The sequence below is a fragment of the Megalodesulfovibrio gigas DSM 1382 = ATCC 19364 genome (assembly GCF_000468495.1).
GTDB classification, from domain to species: domain Bacteria; phylum Desulfobacterota; class Desulfovibrionia; order Desulfovibrionales; family Desulfovibrionaceae; genus Megalodesulfovibrio; species Megalodesulfovibrio gigas.
The window spans coordinates 1157215-1182241 of the sequence record NC_022444.1 but is presented as its reverse complement, the minus strand read 5'-3'; the positions used below and the strand labels follow the sequence as shown (position 1 = coordinate 1182241).

Below are 25027 nucleotides of genomic sequence, written 5' to 3'. Positions count from 1 at the left end.
TTGTGCAATATGCGGGCTAGACACCAGTGGTCCCGATGCGCAATTACGTGCGAAGGTGCTTCGTGGAATTGATGCTATCGCCAAGGAGCTTCCAAAACGGCACGACTGGCGTGAAGTAATGACCGTGGGACTTGATGGTGGAGGCGATCTCTCGTTTTTGGTTCAAGCCCCAAATTTTCGAGCTTTTCCGGCGGGGAATTACTTTGGCGTGTCCTCGATTGTGCCAGCTTGGGGATATGGTTGGCGTTCTCTCTTCAGGGATGAGAAGATCTATGACATCCTTTCTTGGTTTTTACACTATGCTAGGCAATATATTCACCGTTCAAATGTCGCACGGGTTCTAATGATCGCGTGGGAGGAGCACTCCAAAATCTTACACCCCTTTGGATCGCGCACAGTGTCTCTTAGGTATGGTCCACAAAGGCCAATGACTTCCGCTCAAAACGCTCTTGATGTATCAATGAACGCGCTTCGCCCGTCCTCGACCATTGACCATGATTTCATCTTTAACAGCATTCCGCTGTCGAACTCTGCCTGGATCAACCGGAATATGCTCGACCCGTATGTGCATCAAGCTGCTTTCCATTGCCTCAGGGGCCATAACCTGCGACACCATTCATTTGATGTCGAAGCGGTGGTGGCGTTTGACTGCGCCATCCAGTCCGTGGCTCGATTGCTACGCAATGGGGGCAAAATATCGCGGCGGCAATTATGTAAGGCTCTTGGGCTCCCTAGTGAAGCCGGCAGCTTGGCTGAATACATGTATTTTCTTAGAAACGAATTCGGTGCGCACGCCGGAGGATGGCGTTGGTGGGACGCCGGGGAAATGGTTGGAGAAAACATCGAAGATATAGCCAACCTTGCTGACGAAATCCTTGCCAAGGCTGCCGATGCCGAGGTTCACATGCGGGCCGTAGAGCCTGATCCTGTGGATTGGGCCGGGTGGTTTTTTCAGCATTTTAAGATGCTGTGGGACACTGTTTGGTTTGAAAACTTTGATCGTTGGAACGCTCAGCACCAGTAGAGGCGATGTGCGCGGACACACAACCGTACCAGGAGAAGTGGCCTAGTTGCTTTTACCAGTAAGTGTGAAAGCAAGATGGAGAGGAGACGCATCTGTTGTTCGCTGTGCCAGGGGCAGATAGGGATAGCCTCCCTCGACCGCACCTCCGCCCACCAATCCCCACCCTGTCAACGGCGTGGATGTAGACCTTGTGTGGTCAGCAAGAAAAAAGGCTTGAAGCGTGAACTTCAAGCCTTAGATGCCTGGTGGCGTCCCCAAGGGGATTTGAACCCCTGTCGACGGCGTGAAAGGCCGTTGTCCTGGACCAGGCTAGACGATGGGGACGCACTATAGGTGGCTGGGGGACAAGGATTCGAACCTTGGTTAACGGGGCCAGAACCCGTCGTCCTGCCGCTAGACGATCCCCCAGCAGCGGAAAAGAGGTTCTACTTAATTCCGCGGGAATCGTCAAGCCCCTGCCACAACTTTTTTTTCGCTACACCGCAGCGGCCAGGCGGCGGGTGCGCTTCTTCAACTTGTTGATCTTGCGGCGCAGGGAATCGCGTTCCTTGACGGTTTCAAGGGCGGCCTTCTGCACGCGCATTTCACGGATGGACTTCTTGATCTGGTGGATCTGCGCCTTGTAGGGGGACACCTTGCCGGCTTCTTCGGTCATGCCGAAGGCTTCCTTGATGGCCCCAATGATGGCGTCTTTGTCCATCCCGGAAACACCGGTGATCATGGGCAGCTTGGCGATGACGAGATCGCGCAGCTCTTTGGCGGTCATCTTGTCCAGGGGCTTTTTGAGCCCGAGATCTTCAAAGGAAATTTCTTCAGCCATGGTCTTCATCCTTATACATGCTCCTCCGCGAGCGGAGGCTGCGTTCATCCAACGTCCCTGCCAGTCACCATCTTCACGTAGGCCCGGTACGCCTTGACCCAGGGAGTGTCTCCCGTGGCCAGACGCGCCAGGGCCGACGGGGTTCCCAGTTCGCCGATTGCGTCCGGCGTGGGCACTGGGAGCGGCGGCGTTGGCGCAGGCTTTGCGTTCAACGGAGTCCGGTTCATTAGCAGCTCACCCTGGACGTTGTCAAACAATTCTTGCCCTAAAAATCGATGCACGTCGTATAAAATTTGTGGCGCGTAGAACACCAGCTCGTGCATGCCCATGGCATCCTCCACACCCACGCGCAGCACACCCTGGTGCGAGCCCATCGGATGCGCCCAGGCGGCGATCTCCGGCCCCACGGCGGTTTCCCACTCGCGCCACAGCCGCACCAGCGCCAACCCCTCGGGCGCACCGGGGATGCGGGTGAGCAGCGAATCCGCCAGGGCCTGCGCACTGGCCTGGCCGGCATGTTCACGGGTGCGTGCCATGCAGCCACTGTAGCCGATTTTTTCTGCTTGACAATATGGAGGATGTAAGGAAATAGTTATATCAACATTTCTTGATATGCAAACATCCTGAACCAAGCGCCCCCATGCACCTCCTCGAATGTCATAAGGCCCTGGCCGACGAAACACGGCTGCGTCTCTTCCATCTGCTGGCCCACCACGAACTCAATGTGGGCGAGATTCTGGATATCGTACAGATGGGGCAGAGCCGTGTGTCGCGCCATTTGAAGATCCTGGCCGATGCCGGGCTGGTGAATGCCCGCCGGCATGGCGCGTGGGTGTTTTACGCCCTGGCGCCGGAGGGCGAGGCCGCGCCGTTTGTCCGGGCCATGCTGCCCTTGCTGGGGTCCTTGCCCACGGCGGCTGCGGATCTGGACGCCGCCCGGCTGGTGGTGGAGGAGCGCGCCCGGCAGACGCGCCATTTTTTCGATGCCCTGGCTCCGCGCCTGGACATCATGCAGCAGGAGATGCTCGGCGGGGCAGAGGTGGCCGGCCTGGTGCTGGAGGCCTTGCCCGGTGCGCCGGCCTGCGCCGTGGTGGCGGATCTGGGCTGCGGCGCCGGGGCGCTGCTGCCCGGTCTGCTGGCCAGGGCCGGGCGCGTTATCGGGGTGGACAGTTCCGCCCGCATGCTGACCCAGGCCACGCGGTTGTTGCAGCGCGAGGGCCTGCCGGCGTCCCGCGTCTCCCTGCGGCTGGGGGATCTGGAGCACCTGCCCTTGTCCGATGGCGAGGCGCACTGCGCCGTGCTCTCCCTGGTGCTGCATCATCTGCCCTCGCCGCGCCGCGGGCTGGCCGAGGCCTGGCGGGTGCTGGCTCCGGGCGGCGCCTGCCTGGTGCTGGATTTTGCCCGCCACGAGCACGAGGCCATGCGCAGGAAATACGGCGATCGCTGGCTCGGCTTCGAGCCGGACGAACTGGCCACCTGGTGCACCGAGGCCGGCTTTGTCATTGAATCCACAGATGCCCACCCCTTGCCGCACGGGCTGGGGGTGCTTCGCGTCATTGCACGCAAACAGTTGACGACCTAATACGGAGTGCCTCCCATGGTGAAACCCCTCGATCTTTCTTTGGAATATAAAGTGGCGGACATGGCCTTGGCTGACTGGGGCCTGAAGGAAATGCAGCTCGCCGAGAACGAAATGCCCGGCCTGATGGAGACCATCAAGAAATACGGTCCCCAGCAGCCCCTGAAGGGCCTGAAGATCACCGGCAGCCTGCACATGACCATCCAGACGGCCATGCTCATCAAGGCCCTGCACGCCCTGGGCGCGGATCTGCGCTGGGCCTCCTGCAACATCTTTTCCACCCAGGACCATGCCGCCGCCGCCGTGGCCAAGGCCGGCATCTCCAAGGTCTTTGCCTGGAAGGGCGAGACCCTGGAAGACTACTGGTGGTGCACCGAGATGGCCCTGACCTGGCCCGACGGCTCCGGCCCGGACCTCATCGTGGACGACGGCGGCGACGCCACCCTGCTGATCCACCATGGCGTCAAGTGCGAGAAGGATCCGTCCCTCCTCGACAAGCCCGTGGACAACAAGGAATTCGCCATCGTCATGGCCCGGCTCAAGGCCGCCTATGCCCAGAATTCCGGCCGCTGGCAGGCCGTGGCCGCCAAGATCAAGGGCGTGTCCGAGGAAACCACCACCGGCGTGCATCGGCTCTATCAGATGCAGAAGGCCGGCGAGCTGCTCTTCCCGGCCATCAACGTCAACGATTCCGTCACCAAGTCCAAGTTCGACAACCTCTACGGCTGCCGCGAGTCCCTGGTGGACGGCATCAAGCGCGCCACCGACGTGATGATGGCCGGCAAGTGCTGCGTGGTGGTGGGGTACGGCGACGTGGGCAAGGGCTGCGCCCAGTCCATGAAGGGCTACGGCGCACGGGTGAAGGTGGTGGAAATCGACCCCATCTGCGCCCTGCAGGCCGCCTTGGAAGGCTACGAAGTGGGCACCATGGACGAATTCGCGTCCCAGGGCGACGTCTTCGTCACCGCCACGGGCAACTACCATGTGATCACCTACGCCCACATGCAGCAGATGAAGGACGAAGCCATTGTCTGCAACATCGGGCACTTTGACTCGGAAATCGACATGCATTCCCTGGAAACCGACCCGGCCTGCGCCAAGGACGAGATCAAACCCCAGGTGGACAAGTGGACCCTGCCCAACGGCCGCTCCATCATCGTGCTGGCTGAAGGCCGGCTGGTGAACCTGGGCTGCGCCACCGGCCACCCCAGCTTCGTCATGAGCGCCAGCTTCACCAACCAGGTGCTGGCCCAGATCGAACTGGCCACCCGCGAGCACGAAGCCAAGGTCTATGTGCTGCCCAAGGTGCTGGATGAGGAAGTGGCCCGCCTGCACCTGGCCCGCCTGAATGCCCGCCTGGCCACCCTGAGCAAGGACCAGGCCGACTACATCGGCGTGCCCGTGGAAGGCCCCTTCAAGCCGGACCACTACCGGTACTAGAGCACGTTGTTTTTGAAAAGAACTCTCGGGGGAAAACCTNGGGAGAGCGCGAGAGGGGAAACCTTTTGCAAAAAGGTTTCCCCTCTCGCCAATACATTTTTCAGGAAGAATGTCCGGATGGCCTCAGCCGTCCTGCCAGCGCGGGGCGTGGGGATCGGGCAGGCCCAGGTGATCCAGCAGGCGCGTGGCCAGGTGGCGGGTGAGGTCGTCGATGGTGGTTGGCCGATGATAAAAGCCCGGTGACGCCGCCACGATGGTGGCGCCGGCGTCGTGGGCGGCCAGCATGTTCTGCAGGTGGATGCGGTTGAAGGGCGTTTCCCGGACCACCAGGATCAGCGGCCGGCGCTCCTTGAGGGTCACGTCGGCGGACCGGTGCAGCAGGTTGGCCCCCAGCCCCTGGGCGATGGCCGCCAGGGAGGCCATGGAGCACGGGCAGACCACCATCCCCGCATGCCGCCAGGATCCTGAGGCCGGCCCGGCGCCGATTTCCTGCTGGCTGTAGCGACGCTCGCAGCGGGCGTCCAGGTGCGCGGCCACGTGTGCCCGGTCCAGCCCCATTTCCACCTGTAGCACTTCCCAGGCGCCGTCGGAGACGATGCAATGCACGGCCACGTCCGGCCGGGCGGCCAGCAGGTCCAGGAGCATCAGGGCATAGGGCATGCCGCTGGCTCCGGAGAGCCCAAGCACAATACGGGTTTTCACGTCGAAGCAACCCCCGGATAAAAAAATTTCTGGAAGGGGGAGCACGCGGGGGACACCATGCAAAAAGGCATCCCCCGCGCAGGCGTTATTTCTTCGTCAGCGGGATTCCCAGCTTGGGCCACAGGGCGGCGACCTTGCGCTTGACCTCGGGGTCCATGGTCAGGGAGTCGGGCCATTCGCGGAAATGGCCGTCGTCCGGGCCTTTCTTGGTGGCGTCGATGCCCATCTTGGCCCCGTAGAAAGCCGTGGGCGAGGAATGATCCAGCGCATCCAGCGGCCCTTCCAGGATGACGATATCGCGCCGCGGATCCACGTTGTTGCCCAGCCGCCAGAGCACCTCGGAGGTGTTCTGCACGTTCACGTCCTTGTCCACGATGACGATGATCTTGGTGAACATCATCTGCCCCAGACCCCACAGGGCGTACATCACCTTGCGGGTCTGGCCGGGGTAGCGCTTGTCGATGGAGACGAAGCACAGGTTGTGGAACACGCCTTCCAGGGGCAGGTTCATGTCCACCACTTCGGGGAGCTGTTTTTTGATGAGCGGCAGGAAGATGCGCTCCGTGGCCTTGCCCATGAAGCAGTCTTCCATGGGCGGCGGCCCCACGAGGGTGGCCGGGTACACGGCGTCCTTGCGGTGGGTCAGCGCGGTGACGTGGAACACGGGGTAGTCGTCCGCCAGGGAATAGTAGCCGGTATGGTCGCCAAAGGGACCCTCGCGGCGGCGCTCGCCGGGATCCACATAGCCTTCCAGCACGAACATGCTGTTGGCCGGCACCTCCAGATCCACCGTCTTGCACTTCACGTACTCCACCGGGGACTGCCGCAGGAACCCGGCGAACATGAACTCGTCCATCTCGTCGGGAATGGGGGCGGTGGCGGCGTACGTGACAACCGGGTCCGGCCCGATGGCCACGGCCACTTCCAGGCGCTGGCCCTTTTTTTCCGCCAGATGATAATGATACGCCCCGCCCTTGTGCCGGTGCCAGTGCATGCCCGTGGTGTTTTTGTCGAACACCTGCATGCGGTACATGCCCATGTTGCGCATGCCTGTTTCCGGGTTCTTGGTGATGACCAGGGGCAGGGTGATGAAGGGACCGGCATCCCCGGGCCAGGTGGTCAGCACGGGGATGATGCCCAGATCCACATCGTCCCCGGTGTACACCACGTCCTGGCAGGGGGCCTTGGTCACTTCCTTGGGGAAGATGTTGGCCATCTTGGCCAGCTTGGGCAGCAGCTTGAGCTTTTTAAGGATGGAGTCCGGCTTTTCGATCTCCATGAATTCCTGGATCTGCTCGGCCACGGCGTCCAGGCTCTCCACTTCCAGCGCCATGTGCATGCGCGAGAAGGAGCCAAAGGCGTTGGTGAGCACGGGAAACTTGGAGCCCTTGACGTTTTCGAAGAGCAGCGCCGGCCCGAAGCCCTTGGACGTGCGGTCCGTGACTTCGGCGATCTCCAGATACGGGTCCAGCGGCTCCGTGATGCGCACCAGCTCTTTCTTCTCGTCCAGGCGCTTCAGAAAGGCGTGCAGGTCTTTGTAGGCCATGATTCTTCCTGATGATTCCAGAATGATTCGGGAGGAAATAGGGTGAGGATGAACGAACATCCTACCCCGAAGCCCGGCAGGATGCAATGCAGGCGCGCCGGATCGGGATCAGCTCTCCTGCTCCAGCCGGCACCATTGGGCGTAATAGGCTGCCTGCCCACCCAGATCCGCTTCCCGGGGTTCGATGAGGGCATTGATGCCCCAGCCACGGGAGAGCCAGCCCCCGCGCGGCACCAGCACGCCTTCCGGATGCAGGCCCGGTCGCAGGGCCAGCCGCACGGCCATGCTGCCCAGGGGGGTGACCAGCCGGGCCGGGCGGGCCGGATCCAGGGCTGCGGCGCACGGTGATTCCGGCGCGATGCGGGCCACGGGCAGATCCTGCATCTGTTCGGGCCGGCGGCGGGACAGAAGCGATTCGCGCTCCACAAAGGTCAGCAGACGCAGGGGATAGCCGTCCGGCGCGGGCGGTTCGGGAGTGAGGGTCCTGACCAGATGGAACCGGCCGTTTTTGGTGGCAAACTGCCCGTCGGCCCAGGGCACGGGCTGGGGCTGCGCCGCAAGCCAGCCCTGGCTGCGCAGTGCCGCCAGGGTGCCGGCCGGCGTGGCTGTTTGCAGGGCTTCGGCAAGCACGGTGTCGGCGTCCGGGAAGTCCATGCCCAGCCGCGCGGCCAGCAGGGATTGGATCTGGAAGTTGCTGCGCACCCCGGCGGGCGGGGTGTGCCATTCCGGCGGCAGGGGCCGGCCGTGCATCACGAAATCGTGCCCTGCCGCCCGGGCGATGTCCTCGCGTTCAAAGAGCAGGGCCGGCGGCAGAATCACCGTGGCGCAGGCGGCGGTGTCGGTCATGAAGGGTTCCACGGCCACGTGGAACCGCCCCCGCAGGGCCTGGGCGATGCGTGCGGCGTCCGGTGCGGTGGCCACGGGGTTCCAGCCTTCGGTCCAGACGAAGGTCACGGGCGGTTCGGCTGTTTCCAGGGCCTGGCCCAGGGCGGCGAAGGGCAGGGTGCGCCGGCGCGGCATGTCGGCCGGGGCCTTGGTCCAGCCGTAGGACACGTGGCCCTTGTCGCCACCGGCAAAGGAGATGCCGCCGCCCTCGCGGCCGATGTTGCCCGAGCACATGGCCAGGGCGTTCACCCACCGCACGTTTTCTCCGCCCAGGGCATAGCGTTGCAGGCCCCGGCCCAGGACGACGTGCACGGGCGCATCCGCCATCCAGTCGGCCAGCAGGTGGATGGATTCGGGGGAGACGTCGCAGGCCGCAGCCAGGGCGTCAAGGGAGTGTGCATCCAGCAGCGGCACCAGGGCATCCGCACCGGTGCAGCGGGCCAGGGCATTTTGATCCAGCCGGCCGGTGTCTTTCAGAATTTTCAGGGCTGCGGCGGCGAGGAAGCGATCCGACCCCGGCCGGATGCGGATAGTCTGATCGGCAAAGGGGGTGTAGCCGGGGTCGCCGGGATGGATGGCCAGCACGGAGATGCCCTTTTTGCGGGCCTGGAGCAGCACGCGGCCGGCATGGGGCGTTTGCGCCGCGAGGTTGCGGCCCCACAGCACGATGCGCCGGGCCGCCAAGGCGGTGCTCCAGTGGGGTTCGCGCTGGACACCAAAATCCTTGACGATGGCCGCGCCCATGGCCCGCACGCAGGAGCCGCCGGCCAGCCCGGCCGCGCCCAGGCGGCCGAAGATGTATTCGCTGGCCCGGTGCAGCACGCCGAAGGAGGCGTAGTCGATGTGATGCAGGATGCGCTCGGGCGTGTCTCGCAGGGCTGTGAGCTGTGCCGCGATCAGGTCCATGGCCTCTTCCCAGGATGCGGGATGGAACTGCCCGTCCTGCTTGATCAAAGGCGTGACGATGCGATCGGGCCGCTGCAGGGTCTGCTGGACGTAGTCCTGCATCTTGGCGCAGCAGAAGCCGGCGGTGAAGGGATGGTCGGGATGCCCGCGCAGACGGATGCGGCCGTCCTCCTGCCGCTCAGCGAGGAGGGCGCAGCCGTCGTGACAGTGGGACAGGCAGGCGGTGAGGGTGGTCGTCATGGAAGATCATCCTTTGTGCAGCAATCGCTCCGGCGTCTTGAGGGCATCCAGGCTGCAGGCGGTCGTCTCCCGGCCGGTGACGCGCTCGGGACCAGCGAGCACGGCCGCGCCGCTCTGCCGGCCGATGGTCCGGAGCATGCCCTTGAAGATGAGCAGGTGCAACGGGAACGTGGCCCACCAGTAGGCCAGCCCCCACAGCCCGCGGGGCAGGAACCGGGAGCGCTGCACCAGCTCCGTGCGGTGTTCGTCCAGGGGGGTGCAGCGGAATTCCAGCAGGGCTTCGCCGGGCAGGCGCATCTCGGCCAGGAGCATCAGCCGCCGGTTGGGCTGCACATCCAGCACGCGCCAGAAATCCACGGCATCGCCGATGAAGAGCTGTTCCGGATGCCGCCGGCCACGCCGCAGGCCCGGCCCGCCGGCCAGGGTGTCCAGCCAGCCGCGCAGCTTCCACAGGATGTTGCCGAACAGCCAGCCGTTTTCTCCGCCGATGCTTGTCACATGCTGCCACACCTGCGCTGCCGGGGCGTCCAGGACAAGGCGGTAGGTCTCGCCCAGCACCGTGCCGCCGGCATAGGGGGCATCGCCGCAGCCGAGCCATTCCGGGGCGCGGGCCTCGCCGGCGTCGCTCCAGCAGGTTTCCACGGTGTGTTGCCGAATCTTGTCCAGGGCCATGGTCATGGCCTCGCGCGCGGGCAGGGGCTTGTGCTGCAGCAGCTCCATGAGGCGATTGTCCCGGGCCACCACCCGCGTCTTGAGGCCCTGCACCAACGGCCGGGCCAGACTGGCCGGGATGGGCGTGACCAGCCCCACCCACAGGGACGACAAAAACGGCGTGAGCACCGGCACGGGGATGAGCCGCGGCGTGGGCAGGCCGGCCACCTCGCAATACAGGCGGAAAAGTTGTTTGTAGGTCAGCACATCCGGGCCGGCGATGTCGTAATCCTCGCCCGCGGTCTCGGGATGCTCCAGGCAGCCGGCCAGGCAGTGCAGCACGTCGCGCACGGCCACGGGCTGGGCCTCGGTGTACACCCAGCGCGGGCAGACCATCAGGGGCAGGCGATCGGCCAGATAGCGGACAATCTCGAAGCTGGCGCTGCCCGCGCCGAGGATCTGGGCCGCCCGCAGAATCGTCGCCCGCGGGGTGCCGCCGGCCAGAATCGCCGCCACCTCGTTGCGGGACTGCAGATGCGCCGAAAGCGTCCCGCTGTCCTGGCCCATGCCGCCCAGGTACAGGATGCGCTCCACGCCTTCGTTCTCGCAGGCGCGCATCATGATGTGCGCCGCCAGCCGGTCTGCGGCGGCGTAGTCCCGGGCCAGGGGATTCATGGAATGGATGAGATAATACACCGCCCGGCAGCCGGCGGCCGCCTTGCGCACGGCGGGATAGTCGAAGACGTCGGCCTCGACGATCTCCAGGCGCGGATGCCCGGCCCACGGCCGGCAGCCCAGCTTGGCGGCGGAGCGGACCATCACCCGCACCCGATGCCCGCGTTCCAGCAGCAGCGGCGCCAGCCGGCCGCCAATGTAGCCCGTGGCGCCGGTAACCAGCACAGGACGATCGTCTTGCATATCCCCCCCTTCTTTAACAAATTCGAGGCAGTTGTTCGCCTTCCAGCATGCCCAGCAGCCGGCGGCCGCCCAGCGGCGTACGCAGCAGCACCTGCCCGGCGCGGGTTTTGCCCTGGGGTTCCTGGATGGTGCCGATGCGCGCGGCATTGCCGCCCAGGGGATGCGCCCTGAGCAGGGCCAGGGCGTGTTCCGCGTCGGCCTCGGGCACGATGCACAGGAGCTTGCCCTCGTTGGCCAGATAGAGCGGGTCCAGACCCAGGAAGCTGCAGCCCGCGGCCACGGCCGGATGCACGGGGATGGCTTCCTCCTCCACCTCCACCACCACCCCGGACTGGCTGGCGATTTCATTCAATGTGGTAGCCAAGCCGCCGCGGGTGGGGTCGCGCAGGGTGTGCACGTCGGGCAGGGTGGTGATGAGGGACTCCACCAGGCCGTTCAACGAGGCGCAATCGCTGACGATGGGCGTCTCGAAGGCCAGGCCCTGGCGCGTGGAGAGGATGGCCAGCCCGTGATCGCCCATGGTGCCGGAGAGCAGCACGGCGTCTCCCGGTCTGGCGCGGTGGCCGGAGGGCGCGGGATCCACCAGAATCTCTCCGATGCCGGTGGTGGTGATGAAAATTTTGTCCAGTGCGCCCTTGGGGGCGACTTTGGTATCCCCGGCCACAATCTGCACCCCGGCGTCCCGGGCGGCCTGGCCCATGGCCGCGACGATGGTTTCCAGCACGGCCATGTCCAGCCCTTCTTCCAGGATGAAGCCGGCGGTGAGGTACCGCGGCCGCGCGCCGAGCATGGCCACGTCGTTCACCGTGCCGTGCACGGCCAGGGAGCCGATGTTGCCGCCGGGGAAGATGATGGGATCGACGATGAAGCCATCCGTGGACATGGCCACCGGTCCGCTGAGGTGCAGCCGGGCGGCGTCGTCCATCACGGCCAGGACAGGATTGTCAAAATGCTTCAAAAACAGGTCGGCCACCAGCCGGTGCGAGGCCTGGCCGCCGGAACCGGCGTCGAGAAGAAGGCGGGAAGAAGCGGTCATGAGGGAGTCCTTTTGAAAGGAAGATGCGAGGGGACACCCTTTGAAAAGGGTTCTCCCCCTCGCGCTCCCCCTTCCCAAACTTTTTATCGGTATTTTTGCATTACAGTTGGCGTTCTCGAACAACCATCGCTGCCCGTCCCCCCGCATAAGAGTCTTTGGGGAGGGAGGTCTGGAGGGAACCCCTTTCTGCAGAAAGGGGTTCCCTCCAGCGCCTATACCTCTGCATGGTATTTGTAATACGCCGCGCAGCTGCCCTCGGTGGAGACCATGCACGGCCCCACGGGATTGGCCGGGGTGCAGGCCTTTTTGAACAGGGGGCACTGATCCGGGCGAATCTTGCCCTTGAGCACGTCGCCGCATTTGCAGCCGGGGAGGGTGCGCGGTTCGGGCATGGTCAGGCCGAGGACACGCATGGCATCCTGGTCGGCGTAGGCCTCGGCGATGGCCAGGCCGGACTGCGGGATGACGCCCAGACCGCGCCAGCGGGCGTCCACCACGGTGAAGACTTCATCCATCACCGCGCGGGCCTTGGGGTTGCCGTGTTCGCTCACGGCGCGGGGATAGTCGTTGATGATTTCGGCGGCTGCGCCCTGGCGGATGGCGTTGCGCTGGCGGGCCAGGGTGAGCAGGGCGGCCAGGATGTCCAGGGGTTCGAAGCCGGCCACCACGGCCGGGATGCCGTAGTCGCGGGCGATGAACTGATAGGGCGCCAGTCCCAGCACCAGCGACACATGGCCGGGAAGCATGAAGGCGTCCACGCGGGCGCTGTCGTCGTCCAGCAGGGCCTTGAGGGCCGGGGGGACAAGCTTGTGCATGGAGAGGACCAGGAAGTTGCCGAGTCCCTGGGCCTTGGCCATCTGCATGGTGGCGGCGATGGCCGGGGCCGTGGTCTCGAAGCCCACCCCCAGGAAGACCACCTGCTTGTCTGGGTTGGCGCGGGCGAGGTCCAGGGCATCGAAGGGGGCATAGACCACCTCCACCCGTGCGCCCTCGGCCTGGGCGGTTTTGAGGCTTTGCCCCTGCATCCCCGGCACGCGCATCAGGTCCCCGAAGGTGGCCACAATGGCGTCTGGCCGGGCGGCAATCTGCAGAAACAATTCCACTTCCTGCTCGTGGGTGACGCACACCGGGCAGCCCGGCCCGGAGAGGTGCACCACGGTTTCCGGCAGGATGGAGTGGATGCCGCTGCGAAAAATGGCCACGGTATGGGTGCCGCAGACTTCCATGAAGGTCAGGGGCTCGGCGCACTCGCGCTCAATGGCCTGCACCAGGGAGCGGGCCAGGGCGGGATCGCTGAACGCCTTGGAGAAATCGAAGAACTGTCGCTCCACGAAGTCGTCCTTGGTCAAGGGTGGATGAGAGGCTGCGACCCTATCACCGCCGCCGCCGCTTGCCAAGGCGGCAGGGGAAGGAATAGACCGCATGGATCATGCAGGAAATCGACGCCAAGAATCCCCGCCGGGCCATGGCCTTTGGTCTGGCCACGGTGCTGTGCTGGTCCACGGTGGCCACGGCCTTCAAGCTCACCCTTCGCGAGCTGGATCCGCCGCAACTGCTGTTGTACGCGGCGGTGTTTTCCACCGCATCCCTGCTGGCGCTGCTGGCAGTGCAGGGGCGCTGGCGTCTGTTCGTGACGGCGTTGACGCAGCACCCGTGGCGGTCCCTGGGGCTGGGGACCATCAACCCGCTGGTTTATTATCTGGTGCTGTTCGAGGCATACGACCGCCTGCCGGCCCAGGTGGCCCAGCCGGTGAACTACACCTGGGCCATTACCCTTTCCCTGCTGGCGGCGGTGTTTCTGAAGCAGCGGCTGCGCGGGAAGGACATGGCCGCCGCCGCCGTGGCCTATGCCGGCGTGGTGCTGCTCTCCATGCAGGGGGAGTGGGGCAGCTGGGGGCGGGTGGATGGCCTGGGGCTGGCCCTGGCGCTTCTTTCCACGCTCATCTGGTCCGGCTACTGGATTGCCGCGGCCTCGGACCGCCGGGACCCCGTGGCCGCCCTGGCCGCCAATTTCTGCATGAGCCTGCCGGGATGCCTGATCGCCTGTCTGGTGCTCTCCTCGCCGCTGGACGTGTCCTGGCAGGGGGTGGCCGGGGCGGCGTACATCGGCTGCCTGGAGATGGGGCTGACCTTCGCCCTGTGGGTCACGGCCCTGCGGCTGGCTCCCAGCGCGGCGCAGGTCTCCACGCTGATTTTCCTGTCGCCGCCCATCTCCCTGGTGCTGATTCATTTTTTGTTGGGCGAAACCATCCACGCCAGCACCTTTGCAGGGCTGGCGCTGGTGCTGGCCGGACTGGGGCTGCAGCAATTCGGGCGGAAAAGCACAAGTTGAGTGGCGATATTGACAATAATGTCATTGTGGCGGCTTGCTTTTTCTCGTTACGTTTGTGTATGTTCAGCGTCCCATGGCACTGCTGCAACTCCACGACGTCAGTGTCCGCTTCGGCGGACTTCAGGCCCTGAGCAGGGCTGATTTGTCGTTGCAGGAAGGGGAGATCCTCGGGCTCATCGGCCCCAACGGCGCAGGCAAGACGACCATCTTCAACGTCATCACCGGCGTCTACAAGCCGTCCGATGGTGACGTGCGCTACGATGGGCAGAGCATTCTGCACCTGCGGCCCTTCCAGCGACTGGCGCGGGGCATTGCCCGCACCTTTCAGAATATCCGGCTGTTCACGGCGATGACGGCATTGGAAAACGTGATGGTGGCGCAGCACTGCCGGGCTTCGGCCGGGGTGGTCGGGGCCATCTTCCGCCTGCCCGGTCAGCGCCGCGAGGAACGCCGCATCGAGGAAAAGGCCCATGCCGCCCTGGCGTTCGTGGGCATGGACCAGTACGCCGACGAAGTCGCCCGCAATCTGCCCTACGGCCTGCAACGCCGCCTGGAGATTGCCCGGGCCCTGGGCAGCGAGCCGCGGACGCTGCTGCTGGACGAGCCGGCCGCCGGGCTGAATCCCTCGGAGTCCAAGGACCTGATGGAGACCATCCGCCGCATTGCCGCCACGGGCATCAACGTGCTGCTGGTGGAACACGACATGAGCGTGGTGATGAACCTCTCCCATCGGGTGGTGGTCCTGGACCACGGCGAGATCATCTGCGCCGGGCTTCCGGAGGAAGTGCAGCGCGATCAGCGAGTTGTAGAAGCCTATCTGGGAGCGTCCGTCTGAACGACACGGCGACCGGATCAGGCGTATGGTGTGATTCAACATTTCTTTTCAGGAGGATGTGTTCCATGCGCATTTCCCGTCTCGTCGTGCTGGTGCTGGCCCTCTGCCTGGGCACGGCGCAGTTTGCCTGGGCTCAGACCCTTAAGGTTGGCTCCCTGTCTCCCCTGACCGGCCCCTACGCCGCCGACGGCAACGATATTGCCAACGGCGTGCGCGCCGCCATCAAGGTGGTCACTGCTGAAGGCGGCCTGCCGGGCTTCGACAAGATCGAACTCATGGCCGAAGACAGCGCCTGCGACCCCCGCCAGGCTGTGGCCGCTGCCAACAAGCTCATCAACTCCAAAGTGGTGGGCGTTGTCGGCGCGTACTGCTCCTCCGCCACCATTCCCGCATCCGAAGTGCTGGCCGAGGAAGACATCCCCATGCTGACCCCCGGCTCCACCAGCGAAAAAGTCACCGAGCGTGGCCTCAAGCACATGTGGCGCATCTGCGGCCGCGACGACGACCAGTCCAAGGCCGCCATGGCGTTCATCCAGAATAATCTGAAGGCCAAAAGCATCTTCATCGTGGACGACAAGACCACCTATTCCCAGGGCCTGGCCGACAACGTGGCCAAGCTCTCCGAAGCCGCCGGCCTCACCGTGGCCCGCGACCACGTGAACGAAGGCGACAAGGACTTCAGCGCCGTGCTGACCAAGATCAAGGCTGCCAAGCCCGACGTCTTCTACATGAGCCTGCAGAACAGCGCCTCCGGGGCCCTGATGCTCATCCAGGCCAAGCGCACCGGCATCGACGCCGCCATCCTGGCCCAGGACGCCGTGTACCATCCCCAGCTCATGGAAGTGGCCAAGGACGCCGCCGAAGGCGTGTACCTGACCTTCGGCTTCATTGACGAAGACGCCCCCACCTTCAAGAAGTTCCTGGCTGCCTACGAAGAATTCGGCAAGCCCGGCGCCTACTCCGGCTACGCCTACGACGCCGCCACCGTGCTCTTCAGCGCCATCAAGGCCGCCGGCAGCACGGACCCGGCCAAGGTTCGCGCTGAAATCCTGAAGATGGACTTCCAGGGCGCCACCAAGAAGATCAAGTTCACCGAAAACGGGGACTCCGGCTCCAACTACATCATCCGCCAGGTCAAGGGCGGCCAGTTCATCAACTATTGGGATCCTGCCACCGGCAAGACCTACTAGGGAGAGTCGTTCTGCGGAGGGGGACGCCGTCCGGGGAGCCCCGGGGCAGCGCGTCCCCCCTCTTGCCCCTGCATATTCCTTTAGCCTGCGGCCGGAACCATGGACTATTTTCTTCAGCAATTCCTCAATGGCCTGACCCTCGGCGGCGTCTACGCCCTGGTGGCGCTGGGCTACACCATGGTGTACGGCATCATCCAGCTCATCAACTTTGCCCACGGCGAGTTCTTTGCCGCCGGGGGCTACATGGGCGTGATTCTGCTCTCCTTTCTGGCCTCCCAGGGCTACATGGACTCCCACCCCTGGCTGTGCCTGGGGGTGGCGCTATGCCTCTCCATGGCCTACTGCGCCATGCTGGCCATGGCCGTGGAAAAGGTGGCCTACAAGCCCCTGCGTAGTTCCACCCGGCTTTCGGTGCTGCTCTCCGCCCTGGGGATGAGCATTTTTCTGCAGAACGGGCTCATGCTGACCCAGGGCGTGTACGACAAGGCCTATCCCACCGAGTTCACCCATGGTTCCATCACCCTGGGGCCGGTGACCATCAGCCTCATGCAGGGATTGATCCTCGGCCTGACCGTCACGCTGCTGTTGACCCTGAATTTCGTGGTCTTCAAAACCAAGCTCGGCAAGGCCATGCGCGCCACCTCCATGGACAAGACCATGAGCGCGCTGACCGGCATCGACGCCAACCGCATCATCAGCGTCACCTTCGCCATCGGCGCGGCCCTGGCGGCGGCGGCGGGCATCCTGGTGGGCCTGTACTACGGTTCGGTGCGCTACGACATGGGCTTTGTCCCCGGCATCAAGGCCTTTTCCGCGGCCGTGCTGGGCGGCATTGGCAACCTGTACGGGGCCATGCTGGGCGGGTTCCTCATCGCCATGGTGGAGATTATGGCCGCGGCCTACATCCCGCACGGCGGGGAGTACAAGGACGTCTTTGCCTTCATCATCCTCATCGCCGTGCTGTACTTCCGCCCCACGGGCATCATGGGAGAGAACGTCAATGACGCTCGGGTCTAAGCACGCGCGCCTGTGGCTGGGCCTGGCCGTGGGCCTGGGCTGGTTTGCCCTGCTGCTGTTCCCGCTGCTGGGCATCACCCCGGACGGGTTGACCTTCCAGACCACGTGGAACGTGCTCAAGCCGGTGGCCCTGGCTGCGGTGGGCATTGTGGGGCTGGTGTCCCTCTCGCATCTGCCTGCGGCGGCCGGACTCCGCCGGGCGGCGGACTCGGCCCGGGCCGGCGCGGCAACGGCCGTCTCCCGTGTGCCGACCTTCGTGTGGATCACGCTGCTGCTGGCCGGTCTGGCGGCGTACCCGCAACTGGTGGGCCGCTACGGCGTGGATGTGGCCGTGAACGTGCTGGTGTACGTCTGTCTGGGCCTGGGCCTGAATGTGGTGGTGGGACTGTGCGGCCTGCTGGATCTGGGCTACATCGCCTTTTACGGCGTGGGCGCGTACACCTACGCCATCCTGGCCACGCAGTTTGGCGTGTCCTTCTGGATCTGCCTGCCTATTGCCGCGGTGTTGGCTGCCGTGGCCGGGGCCTGCATCGGGTATCCGACCCTGCGCATGCGCGGGGACTATCTGGCCATCGTCACCCTGGGGTTCGGGGAGATCATCCGCATCATCATCAACAACTGGATGAGTCTGACCAACGGCCCCAACGGCATCATCAGCATCCCGCCGCCGGGCTTCTACACCGTGGTGTTTGACGGCGGCATCTCCCTGGAACATGTCCTGCTGCGCAAGCTGGATCAGATGTACTATGTGGTGCTGGTGCTGGCTGTGGGGACGGTGATTGCCGTGCGGCACCTGAATTTTTCGCGCATTGGCCGGGCCTGGGAAGCCATCCGCGAGGATGAGACCGCCGCCGAGCTCATGGGCGTGAACACCTTTCGCTTCAAGCTGCTGGCCTATGCCATGGGGGCCACCTTTGGCGGCCTGGCCGGGGCCTTCTTTGCCGCGCGTATGAAGTCCGTGGCGCCCAATAGTTTTTCGTTCATCGAATCGGCCCTGGTGCTGGCCATGGTGGTGCTGGGCGGGCTGGGTTCCATCCCGGGCATTGTGCTGGGAGCCCTGGCGCTCATCGCCCTGCCCGAGGTCTTCCGGGAGTTCGAGCAATACCGCATGCTGGTGTTCGGCGGCGCCATGGCCGTGATGATGCTCGTGCGGCCCCAGGGGCTCATCCCGGCCATGCGCATGGGCAAGCGCGGGGAGGACGAGGCATGATGCACGAACGCGCCCCCCTGCTGGAACTGGCGAACGTGGACGCCTGCTACGGCCGCATTCAGGCCCTCAAGGACGTGTCTCTCAAGATTTACGCCGGCGAGATCGTGACCATCATCGGGGCCAACGGGGCCGGCAAATCCACCACACTGATGACCATTTGCGGCGTGGTCAAGGCCTCGGCAGGCAGCATCACGTATGATGGCAGCCCCATCCGCGGCGTGCCGGCGCATGCCCTGCCCAAGCGCGGACTCGTGCAGGTGCCCGAAGGCCGGCGCATCTTCCCGCGCCTTACCGTGCTGGAGAACCTGGAGATGGGGGCCTACCTGCGCAAGGACGCCGCCGGCATCCGGGACGATCAAAACATGGTCTTCGACCTGTTCCCCAAGCTCAAGGAACGCGCCCACCAGCACGGCGGCACCCTCTCCGGCGGGGAACAGCAGATGCTGGCCATCGCCCGGGCGCTTATGGGCCGGCCCACGCTGCTGCTGCTGGACGAACCGTCCCTGGGCCTCTCGCCCCTGTTCGCCAAGCACATCTTCCAGATTATCCGCACGGTGAACGCCGAACGCGGCATGACCATCCTGCTGGTGGAGCAGAACGCCAACATCGCCCTGCAGATGGCCCACCGCGGCTACGTGCTGGAGACCGGCCGCGTGGTGCTGGAGGACGATGCTAAGACCCTGCTGCACAATCCGGAAATCCGAAAAGCCTACCTGGGCGAATAGCGCGCGTCTTTGCACGGGTGGCCGCGTTCGGGGGAACCGGCACTGGTCCCCCCGAACACGCGAACCAGCCGCGCGGGCTTACGGCGTCACAAACAGCACGGGCAGTGCGCCCCGGGTGGCCACGGCTTCGGCCACGTGGCCCAGGCCAGGGCCGTCCTTGCCATGGCGGCCGTGCGTGGCGGTCATGACAATGAGATCCGCATTCTTCCGGGCAGCCATCTTGAAAATCTCCTCCACAGGATCACCGTTGGCCAGCTCCAGCTCCAGATGCGGGCAGGCCTTGAAATCCTTTTCGCACACGTCTTCCATCAGTGCGCGGGCGTGCTTGATTTCCCACAGGCGGAAGTGGTCCACCACCTCATTGGAGGGGAAGTTGCCGTAGGCGGGGAAATAGCTGCACAGGTCCACCGCAACATACAGCATCACCACAGCAGCGTTGTATTGCTGCGAAAGCGCCATCACCTTCGGGGCGGAGGCAATGGATTCGCTGCTCAGGTCCGTGGGCCAGAGTATGGTCTTTGGGTCCATGACAAAGCTCCTTGACACGTTCTGGGTGAACGGCAGATAGGGTGCAGACGGTACGGTACAATAACACGCCGCCGCAAAAAGACAAGCCGGGAACCCGCGCGGCAACTTCGGCAAAAAATCCCCCGTGCCCAGCCATTGCCCCCCTGCAGGAAAGGGGCTATGCCGGGGCATGCCCGCCGCCGAATCCCCGCGCCTGCCCTGGTGGAAACGCCCCCTGGACCTCGCCCTGACCCTCGCCCTTGCCCCCCTGTGGCTGCCCCTGATGCTGGCCACGGCCGCGGCGGTGCGCGTGGGGCTGGGCCGGCCGGTGCTGTTCCGGCAGCAGCGCCCCGGCCTCCTGGGCGCACCCTTCGAGCTGGTGAAGTTCCGCACCATGCGCGACGGCCCCGGCAGCGATGCCGAGCGGCTCACCGCCCTGGGCCGCTGGCTGCGGGCCACCAGCCTGGACGAACTGCCCGAACTGCTCCTGGTGCTCAACGGAACCATGAGCCTGGTGGGTCCGCGGCCCCTGCTTATGGAATATCTGGACAAATACAATGCCGCACAACGCCGCCGGCATCTGGTGCGGCCGGGCATCACGGGCCTGGCGCAGGTCTCGGGCCGCAACGCCTGCACCTGGGAGGAGCAGTTCCGCCTGGACGTGGAATATGTGGACAATTGTGCCTTTTTGTTGGATATCTCCATCCTTTGGCGGACGATTTGTCTGGTGCTGGCGCGCCGCAATGTCTGCCAGCCCGGTCATGCCACCCGTGCGCCGTTTCAAGGAAGCGATCAGCAGCAATGAATCTCCCCATGTGCTACATCCTCGGCGCAGGCGGCCACGGCCGCGTGGTGCTGGAAACGGCCCAGGCCTGCGGCGCCTTCAAGGCGTGTCTGTTTCTGGATGGCAACGCCACCCTGCACGGCACGCAGATCATGGGGGCGCTCGTGCTCGGCGGCGAGGACGCCCTGCCCCCTCCCGGCCCGGAAGTGGCCGTGCTGCCGGCCCTTGGCGACAATCACCGCCGTCTGGCCCTGACGCTGGATCTGCTTTCCCAAGGCTACACCGTGCCCACGGTGGTGCACCCGCGGGCCTGGGTCTCCCCCCATGCCACACTGGGCGCGGGCACGGTGGTGTTCGCCATGGCCGTGGTCCAGCCGGGGGCCATTCTGGGCTGCAGCTGCATCGTCAACACCGCCGCCAGCGTGGATCATGACTGCGTGCTGGGCGACGGCGTGCACTGCTCCCCGGGCGTGCGCCTGGCTGGCGGCGTGCAGGTGGGGGACTGCACCCACCTGGGCATCGGCAGCTGCGTGATCCAGGAGATGCGCGTGGGCGAACAGTGCGTGGTGGGCGCGGGCGCGGCCGTGGTCAAGGATATCCCGCCGGACAGCCTGGCCCTGGGCGTGCCGGCCGTGGTGGTGCGCAAGCTGCCGCCGCGGGATGTGGGGTAGGGTAAAGAATTTTCGGGGGAAGAACTCCCTTTCCAGAGACGTGTATTCGTAACCGCAATCTGTTGGAGACGCGCCCCATGGCAGACCGGATTTTTCTTTCTCCGCCGCACCGTGCGGGCACGGAGCTGGCGTTTTTGCAGCAGGCCCTGGAGAGCAACTATCTCGCCCCCGTGGGGCCGGATCTGGACGCCTTTGAGGCCGAGATCGGCCGGCTGCTGGCGCTTCCCGCGCTTCCCACCACCGGCCGGCGGCTGGTGGCCCTGAACTCCGGCGCTGCGGCCCTGCATCTGGCCCTGGTGTTGGCCGGGGTGGGCGCAGGGGACGTGGTGCTTTGTCCGGACTTCGCCTTCATCGCCTCGGCCGCGCCCGTGGTGCAGCTGGGGGCGCAGATCTGCGCCGTGGACGCCGAATACGCCACCTGGAACATGGATCCCGATCGCGCCGAAGCCGCCCTGGTCCGCCTGCAGCGGGAGGGCCGCCCGGCCAAGGCCTTGGTGGTGGTGCACGGCTATGGCCGGCCCGCGCGCATGGATCGGTTCCTGGACCTCGCCCGCCGCTTCGGGCTGGCGCTCATCGAGGACGCTGCCGAGTCCCTGGCCGCCACGGCCCTGGGCCGCCACACCGGCACCCTGGGCGACTTCGGCATTCTTTCCTTCAACGGCAACAAGCTCATCACCACCTCCGGCGGCGGCATGCTCTGCTGCGCCCGTCCGGAGGATGCCGAAAAGGCCCTGGCCCTGGCCACTATGGCCCGGGACCCCGGCCCGTTCTTCACCCATTCCTTCCTGGGCTACAGCTACCGCCTGAGCAACCTGCTGGCCGCCCTGGGCCGGGCGCAGCTGGAGGCCCTGCCGCAGCGGCTGGAGCAGAAGCGGCGCGTGCTGGAGGGCTACCGGGAGCGGTTGGCCGGGGTGGCGGGGATCTCCTTTTTGCCCGAGCCGGATCCGGCCTGGGGCACGTCCAACCACTGGCTGACGTGCATCGTCTTCGACGATCCCGGCTCGGCCCGCGGGCACGCCCGCCGCGAGGCCGTGCGCCTGGCCCTGGAGCGCGAGAACATCGAGGCCCGCGCCCTGTGGACGCCGCTGCATCGCCAGCCGGCCCTGACCGAGCTGGCCGGGGCGGGGTTGGTGGAAGGCGGCGACGTGGCAGACGACCTGTTTGCCCGCGGCCTGGCCCTGCCGTCCGGAACGACCTTGACCGAGGCGGACCAGGACCGCATCTGCGAGATCCTCGCCGCTGCGGCGAGCGCGTAGCCCATGCGCCTGCTGCGGCTTCTCTCCCACCGCAACGCCTGGCTGCTGCTGGCCCTGGATGCCCTGTTGGCCCTGGCGGCGCATCTGCTGGCATACCTCACCCGGTTCGAGGGCGCCTTGCCCGGGGCGCAGTGGGAGAACTTCACCGCCTGGGCCGCCTGGGCCGTGGGCATCAAACTGGCCTGCCTCGCCGCCATGGACGGCTACCGCGGCATGTGGCGCTACACCAGCCTGCCGGACGTGCTGCGCATCGCCAAGGCCGTGACCCTGGCCTCCCTGGCGATGATGTCCTTCCTGCTCGTGACCCAGCGGTTCGAAGGCTTTTCGCGCTCCGTGTTTCTGCTGGACTGGCTGTATACCCTGCTGGCCTTCGCCGGGGCCCGCCTGGGCATCCGGCTGTGGAAGGGGCCGGCCATGCGCTCGGGGCTGTCTGGCATGACCGGCGGTACAGGCGTGGCTGGAACGGCGGTCCCGGTGCGCGACTGCGTCATCCTGGGCGCGGGCGAGGCCGGGGAAAAGCTGGTGCGCGACATCCTGTCCTCCCCTCGTGCCGGCATCCGGCTGGCGGGAATTTTTGACGACGACCGCACCAAGCATGGCAAGACCCTTCACGGCACACCCGTACTGGACGCCATCGATGCCCTGCCCCAGTGGCTGGCGGGCCGACGCATCGCGGCCCAGGAAGCCCTCATCGCCATGCCCTCGGCCACGGGCCCGGCCATGCGGCGCATTGTGCAGGTGTGCGAGACGGCCCGCCTGCCCTGCCGGACCATCCCCAGCCTGCGGGAGCTGGCCCAGGGCCGCGTGAACGTGAAGGCCCTGCGCGATGTGGACTATCGGGATTTGCTGCCCCGAGAGGAAGCCCGGCCCGATCCCGACAGCATCCGCCATGCCGTGGCCGGCAAACGCGTGCTGGTGACCGGGGCCGGCGGCTCCATCGGTTCGGAGCTCTGCCGCCAGTTGCTGGCATTTGAGCCGACAGAACTGCAGTTGCTGGACATGAGCGAAAGCGCCCTCTACGGCATCCAAATGGAACTGGCCTACGACCGGCAGTTCCACCGGCACACGCCGCTGCTGGGCTCCCTGGCCGACACCGCCTGGACCCACTGGGCGCTGCAGACGCATCGCCCCCAGGTCATCTTCCATGCCGCGGCCTACAAGCACGTGCCCATGCTGGAGCAGCACCCCTGGCAGGCCGTCATCAACAACATCCTGGCCATGAACAACCTGCTGCAGGCCGCCCGTGACAGCGAGGTGGAAAGTCTGTTGCTGGTCTCCACGGACAAGGCCGTGCGACCCACCAGCGTCATGGGGGCCAGCAAACGGCTGGCCGAGCGGCTGCTGCAGTCTCACTGTTCTTCGGCGGCCCGGGCCGGCATGCGGCTCATGGCCGTGCGCTTCGGCAACGTGTTGGGCTCTTCCGGGTCGGTGATCCCCCTGTTTCGCGCCCAGATTGAGCGCGGCGGGCCGGTGACGGTGACGCATCCCGAGGTGGTCCGCTACTTCATGACCGTGGAGGAGGCCTGCCTGCTCATCCTGCAGGCCGGGGCCCTGGGCCGGGCGCCCGGGGGCGGGGCAGGGGAGATCTACCTGCTGAAGATGGGCCGGCCGGTGAACATCGCCCAGATGGCCGAGGACTTGATCCGCCTGTCCGGCCGCGAGCCCGGGCGGGACGTGGCTGTCGAGTTCATCGGCCTGCGGCCCGGGGAAAAGCTGTATGAAGAGCTGGTGACCGAGGGCGAAGGCGTGGTGGCCTCGGCTCATGAGCAGTTGATGGTCCTCAAGGGCGAGGACTGCGCCGCGGGGTCCCTGGATGGGCTGCTGGAGGAGCTGGCCGTGGCGGCGGCCACGCGCGACGGCGGGCGCATTCGCGAGCTGTTGCGCCGGGGGGTGCCGGAATACCGGCCGGCGTAGGGCGGGCCGGGTCGGCGGGGCTGCCGATGGTTCGTTTCTTGCTGAGGCCGGCCCATGGAATTCATGGGTTTGACGCCAGAGACCGTCCTTTCCTTTCTGCTCACGCTGTTCCGGTTGAGCGTGGTGCTCTTTCTGCTCCCCTTTTTCGGGGGGGAGAAGATTCCCATGCCCATCAAGGGCGCGTTGCTCATTGTGCTGGCCCTGGCCATCTGGCCATACCTGCACCTGCCTGCCGTGGCGTTCCCGGCGCATCCTCTCTCCATCATGCTGTTGTTGTTGGGAGAACTGGTCCTGGGGCTGACCATGGGGCTGGTGGTGCATTTCATTTTCGCAGCCATCCAGACGGGCGGGCAGGTCATCGGCTTCCAGATGGGGCTGACCATGGTCAACGTCATCGATCCCATGAGCGGACAAAGCGAAGGCGTGACGGCGCATTTTCTGTGGATGGTGACCATGCTGACCTTTCTGTCGCTCAATGGGCACCTGATGCTTCTGAAGGCCGTGGCGCTGACCTTCGAGATGGTCCCGCCCGGCGGCCTGCTGCTCACGCCGGGGTTGGCGGGGCAGGTGCTGGCGGCATCGGGACAGATCTTCGTGCTTGCCGTCAGGATTGCCGCGCCCATCATGGTGGCCCTGTTCCTGGTGGATCTGGGATTGGCCCTGGTGTCGCGCGCCGCGCCGCAGATGAACGTGCTGTTCATCGGCTTTCCCTTGAAGATCGGCGTGGGATTCATGTTCCTGGGCATGCTGTTCACCATCATGGCCGACTTTGTGCAGGACTTCATCGGACAGATGACGCGCATGTACGAAGGCATGTTTCTTCTGATGCGCTAACCGCC

General features: G+C 65.4%; 23 protein-coding genes and 2 tRNA genes. 14 read left to right on the top strand and 11 right to left on the bottom strand.

The genetic code is table 11. From position 1 onward, the window contains the following. The coding region (locus tag DGI_RS18305) for a hypothetical protein (protein ID WP_021759736.1) at positions 1–1024 on the top strand (1024 nt) is incomplete at its 5' end. 246 nt (positions 1025–1270) lie between these two features. Here DGI_RS18305 and DGI_RS05305 read toward each other — a convergent pair. The 4 genes from DGI_RS05305 to DGI_RS05290 all read right to left on the bottom strand — a co-directional run bounded on the left by DGI_RS05305 (position 1271) and on the right by DGI_RS05290 (position 2380). After that, positions 1271–1348: transfer RNA gene (locus DGI_RS05305), tRNA-Glu, on the bottom strand. A gap of 10 nt (positions 1349–1358) precedes the next feature. Further along, positions 1359–1432 (bottom strand) — tRNA-Gln (locus DGI_RS05300). Between the two features lie 67 nt (positions 1433–1499). Beyond that, the gene (locus tag DGI_RS05295; RefSeq protein WP_021759735.1) at positions 1500–1844 is read right to left on the bottom strand and encodes a hypothetical protein; all 345 of its coding nucleotides are present in this window, start codon (positions 1842–1844) and stop codon (positions 1500–1502) included. Between the two features lie 44 nt (positions 1845–1888). Continuing rightward, positions 1889–2380 carry a DUF721 domain-containing protein gene (locus DGI_RS05290; protein ID WP_021759734.1) on the bottom strand — a complete coding sequence of 164 codons (492 nt, stop codon included), beginning with the start codon at positions 2378–2380 and terminating at the stop codon, positions 1889–1891. Positions 2381–2484: 104 nt separating this feature from the next. Between DGI_RS05290 and DGI_RS05285 the strand changes: the two genes are divergently transcribed. Both DGI_RS05285 and ahcY read left to right on the top strand, forming a co-directional pair. Continuing rightward, a complete protein-coding gene (locus DGI_RS05285; protein ID WP_021759733.1) occupies positions 2485–3426 on the top strand; it encodes an ArsR/SmtB family transcription factor in 942 nt (313 codons plus the stop codon). Positions 3427–3441: 15 nt separating this feature from the next. Continuing rightward, positions 3442–4863: an adenosylhomocysteinase gene (ahcY, locus tag DGI_RS05280; protein WP_027193414.1), complete on the top strand. Its 1422-nt coding sequence runs from the start codon at positions 3442–3444 to the stop codon at positions 4861–4863. Positions 4864–4986: 123 nt separating this feature from the next. On the opposite strand, the gene DGI_RS05275 is transcribed toward ahcY, so the two are convergent. The 6 genes from DGI_RS05275 to hypD form a co-directional block, all read right to left on the bottom strand. After that, positions 4987–5565 carry a UbiX family flavin prenyltransferase gene (locus tag DGI_RS05275; RefSeq protein ID WP_021759731.1) on the bottom strand — a complete coding sequence of 193 codons (579 nt, stop codon included), beginning with the start codon at positions 5563–5565 and terminating at the stop codon, positions 4987–4989. An 85-nt stretch (positions 5566–5650) separates the two neighbouring features. Beyond that, on the bottom strand, positions 5651–7111 hold the full coding sequence (locus DGI_RS05270; protein WP_021759730.1) for a menaquinone biosynthesis decarboxylase: 1461 nt from the start codon (positions 7109–7111) through the stop codon (positions 5651–5653). 108 nt (positions 7112–7219) lie between these two features. Further along, on the bottom strand, positions 7220–9142 hold the full coding sequence (locus DGI_RS05265; protein WP_021759729.1) for a molybdopterin-dependent oxidoreductase: 1923 nt from the start codon (positions 9140–9142) through the stop codon (positions 7220–7222). A 6-nt stretch (positions 9143–9148) separates the two neighbouring features. After that, on the bottom strand, positions 9149–10711 hold the full coding sequence (locus DGI_RS05260) for an SDR family oxidoreductase (RefSeq protein WP_021759728.1): 1563 nt from the start codon (positions 10709–10711) through the stop codon (positions 9149–9151). A 13-nt stretch (positions 10712–10724) separates the two neighbouring features. Further along, the gene (hypE, locus tag DGI_RS05255; RefSeq protein WP_021759727.1) at positions 10725–11747 is read right to left on the bottom strand and encodes a hydrogenase expression/formation protein HypE; all 1023 of its coding nucleotides are present in this window, start codon (positions 11745–11747) and stop codon (positions 10725–10727) included. Between the two features lie 212 nt (positions 11748–11959). Further along, complete coding sequence (gene hypD / locus DGI_RS05250) at positions 11960–13078, bottom strand: hydrogenase formation protein HypD (RefSeq protein WP_021759726.1); 1119 nt, start codon at positions 13076–13078, stop codon at positions 11960–11962. 98 nt (positions 13079–13176) lie between these two features. On the opposite strand from hypD, the gene DGI_RS05245 reads away from it, so the two are divergent. The 6 genes from DGI_RS05245 to DGI_RS05220 all read left to right on the top strand — a co-directional run bounded on the left by DGI_RS05245 (position 13177) and on the right by DGI_RS05220 (position 19056). After that, entirely contained in the window at positions 13177–14079 is a 903-nt protein-coding gene (locus DGI_RS05245) for a DMT family transporter (protein ID WP_021759725.1), read from the top strand. Positions 14080–14152: 73 nt separating this feature from the next. Further along, a complete protein-coding gene (locus DGI_RS05240; RefSeq protein WP_027193067.1) occupies positions 14153–14914 on the top strand; it encodes an ABC transporter ATP-binding protein in 762 nt (253 codons plus the stop codon). A gap of 65 nt (positions 14915–14979) precedes the next feature. Further along, complete coding sequence (locus DGI_RS05235) at positions 14980–16104, top strand: branched-chain amino acid ABC transporter substrate-binding protein (protein WP_021759723.1); 1125 nt, start codon at positions 14980–14982, stop codon at positions 16102–16104. Positions 16105–16203: 99 nt separating this feature from the next. Then, the gene (locus DGI_RS05230; RefSeq protein ID WP_021759722.1) at positions 16204–17121 is read left to right on the top strand and encodes a branched-chain amino acid ABC transporter permease; all 918 of its coding nucleotides are present in this window, start codon (positions 16204–16206) and stop codon (positions 17119–17121) included. Then, the gene (locus DGI_RS05225) at positions 17105–18331 is read left to right on the top strand and encodes an ABC transporter permease subunit (protein WP_027193066.1); all 1227 of its coding nucleotides are present in this window, start codon (positions 17105–17107) and stop codon (positions 18329–18331) included. Before DGI_RS05230 ends, DGI_RS05225 begins: the two co-directional genes overlap by 17 nt. Next, positions 18328–19056 carry an ABC transporter ATP-binding protein gene (locus DGI_RS05220; RefSeq protein WP_407656291.1) on the top strand — a complete coding sequence of 243 codons (729 nt, stop codon included), beginning with the start codon at positions 18328–18330 and terminating at the stop codon, positions 19054–19056. The genes DGI_RS05225 and DGI_RS05220 overlap by 4 nt, the downstream gene beginning before the upstream one ends. A 78-nt stretch (positions 19057–19134) precedes the next feature. Here DGI_RS05220 and DGI_RS05215 read toward each other — a convergent pair whose 3' ends face one another. Beyond that, the gene (locus DGI_RS05215) at positions 19135–19584 is read right to left on the bottom strand and encodes a universal stress protein (protein WP_021759719.1); all 450 of its coding nucleotides are present in this window, start codon (positions 19582–19584) and stop codon (positions 19135–19137) included. 169 nt (positions 19585–19753) lie between these two features. Here DGI_RS05215 and DGI_RS05210 point away from each other — a divergent pair, with 169 nt between their 5' ends. From DGI_RS05210 to fliR, 5 genes are all read left to right on the top strand, one after another. Continuing rightward, a complete protein-coding gene (locus tag DGI_RS05210) occupies positions 19754–20368 on the top strand; it encodes a sugar transferase (RefSeq protein ID WP_021759718.1) in 615 nt (204 codons plus the stop codon). Beyond that, on the top strand, positions 20365–21018 hold the full coding sequence (locus tag DGI_RS05205; RefSeq protein ID WP_021759717.1) for an acetyltransferase: 654 nt from the start codon (positions 20365–20367) through the stop codon (positions 21016–21018). Before DGI_RS05210 ends, DGI_RS05205 begins: the two co-directional genes overlap by 4 nt. A gap of 77 nt (positions 21019–21095) precedes the next feature. Continuing rightward, positions 21096–22274, top strand: coding sequence for a DegT/DnrJ/EryC1/StrS family aminotransferase (locus DGI_RS05200; RefSeq protein WP_021759716.1), 1179 nt, complete (start codon positions 21096–21098; stop codon positions 22272–22274). 3 nt (positions 22275–22277) lie between these two features. After that, entirely contained in the window at positions 22278–24188 is a 1911-nt protein-coding gene (locus tag DGI_RS05195) for a polysaccharide biosynthesis protein (protein ID WP_021759715.1), read from the top strand. A 63-nt stretch (positions 24189–24251) separates the two neighbouring features. Beyond that, a complete protein-coding gene (gene fliR / locus DGI_RS05190; RefSeq protein WP_407656290.1) occupies positions 24252–25022 on the top strand; it encodes a flagellar biosynthetic protein FliR in 771 nt (256 codons plus the stop codon). Positions 25023–25027: the final 5 nt, after the last annotated feature.

Excerpts from the sequence above, each read along its gene's own strand:
- DGI_RS05295 (WP_021759735.1), bottom strand. The coding sequence starts at position 1,844 with ATGGCTGAAGAAATTTCCTTTGAAGATCTCGGGCTCAAAAAGCCCCTG.
- DGI_RS05290 (WP_021759734.1), bottom strand. The coding sequence starts at position 2,380 with ATGGCACGCACCCGTGAACATGCCGGCCAGGCCAGTGCGCAGGCCCTG.
- DGI_RS05285 (WP_021759733.1), top strand. The coding sequence starts at position 2,485 with ATGCACCTCCTCGAATGTCATAAGGCCCTGGCCGACGAAACACGGCTG.
- ahcY (WP_027193414.1), top strand. The coding sequence starts at position 3,442 with ATGGTGAAACCCCTCGATCTTTCTTTGGAATATAAAGTGGCGGACATG.
- DGI_RS05270 (WP_021759730.1), bottom strand. The coding sequence starts at position 7,111 with ATGGCCTACAAAGACCTGCACGCCTTTCTGAAGCGCCTGGACGAGAAG.
- DGI_RS05265 (WP_021759729.1), bottom strand. The coding sequence starts at position 9,142 with ATGACGACCACCCTCACCGCCTGCCTGTCCCACTGTCACGACGGCTGC.
- DGI_RS05260 (WP_021759728.1), bottom strand. The coding sequence starts at position 10,711 with ATGCAAGACGATCGTCCTGTGCTGGTTACCGGCGCCACGGGCTACATT.
- hypE (WP_021759727.1), bottom strand. The coding sequence starts at position 11,747 with ATGACCGCTTCTTCCCGCCTTCTTCTCGACGCCGGTTCCGGCGGCCAG.
- DGI_RS05245 (WP_021759725.1), top strand. The coding sequence starts at position 13,177 with ATGCAGGAAATCGACGCCAAGAATCCCCGCCGGGCCATGGCCTTTGGT.
- DGI_RS05240 (WP_027193067.1), top strand. The coding sequence starts at position 14,153 with ATGGCACTGCTGCAACTCCACGACGTCAGTGTCCGCTTCGGCGGACTT.
- DGI_RS05235 (WP_021759723.1), top strand. The coding sequence starts at position 14,980 with ATGCGCATTTCCCGTCTCGTCGTGCTGGTGCTGGCCCTCTGCCTGGGC.
- DGI_RS05230 (WP_021759722.1), top strand. The coding sequence starts at position 16,204 with ATGGACTATTTTCTTCAGCAATTCCTCAATGGCCTGACCCTCGGCGGC.
- DGI_RS05225 (WP_027193066.1), top strand. The coding sequence starts at position 17,105 with ATGACGCTCGGGTCTAAGCACGCGCGCCTGTGGCTGGGCCTGGCCGTG.
- DGI_RS05220 (WP_407656291.1), top strand. The coding sequence starts at position 18,328 with ATGATGCACGAACGCGCCCCCCTGCTGGAACTGGCGAACGTGGACGCC.
- DGI_RS05215 (WP_021759719.1), bottom strand. The coding sequence starts at position 19,584 with ATGGACCCAAAGACCATACTCTGGCCCACGGACCTGAGCAGCGAATCC.
- DGI_RS05210 (WP_021759718.1), top strand. The coding sequence starts at position 19,754 with ATGCCCGCCGCCGAATCCCCGCGCCTGCCCTGGTGGAAACGCCCCCTG.
- DGI_RS05205 (WP_021759717.1), top strand. The coding sequence starts at position 20,365 with ATGAATCTCCCCATGTGCTACATCCTCGGCGCAGGCGGCCACGGCCGC.
- DGI_RS05200 (WP_021759716.1), top strand. The coding sequence starts at position 21,096 with ATGGCAGACCGGATTTTTCTTTCTCCGCCGCACCGTGCGGGCACGGAG.
- DGI_RS05195 (WP_021759715.1), top strand. The coding sequence starts at position 22,278 with ATGCGCCTGCTGCGGCTTCTCTCCCACCGCAACGCCTGGCTGCTGCTG.
- fliR (WP_407656290.1), top strand. The coding sequence starts at position 24,252 with ATGGGTTTGACGCCAGAGACCGTCCTTTCCTTTCTGCTCACGCTGTTC.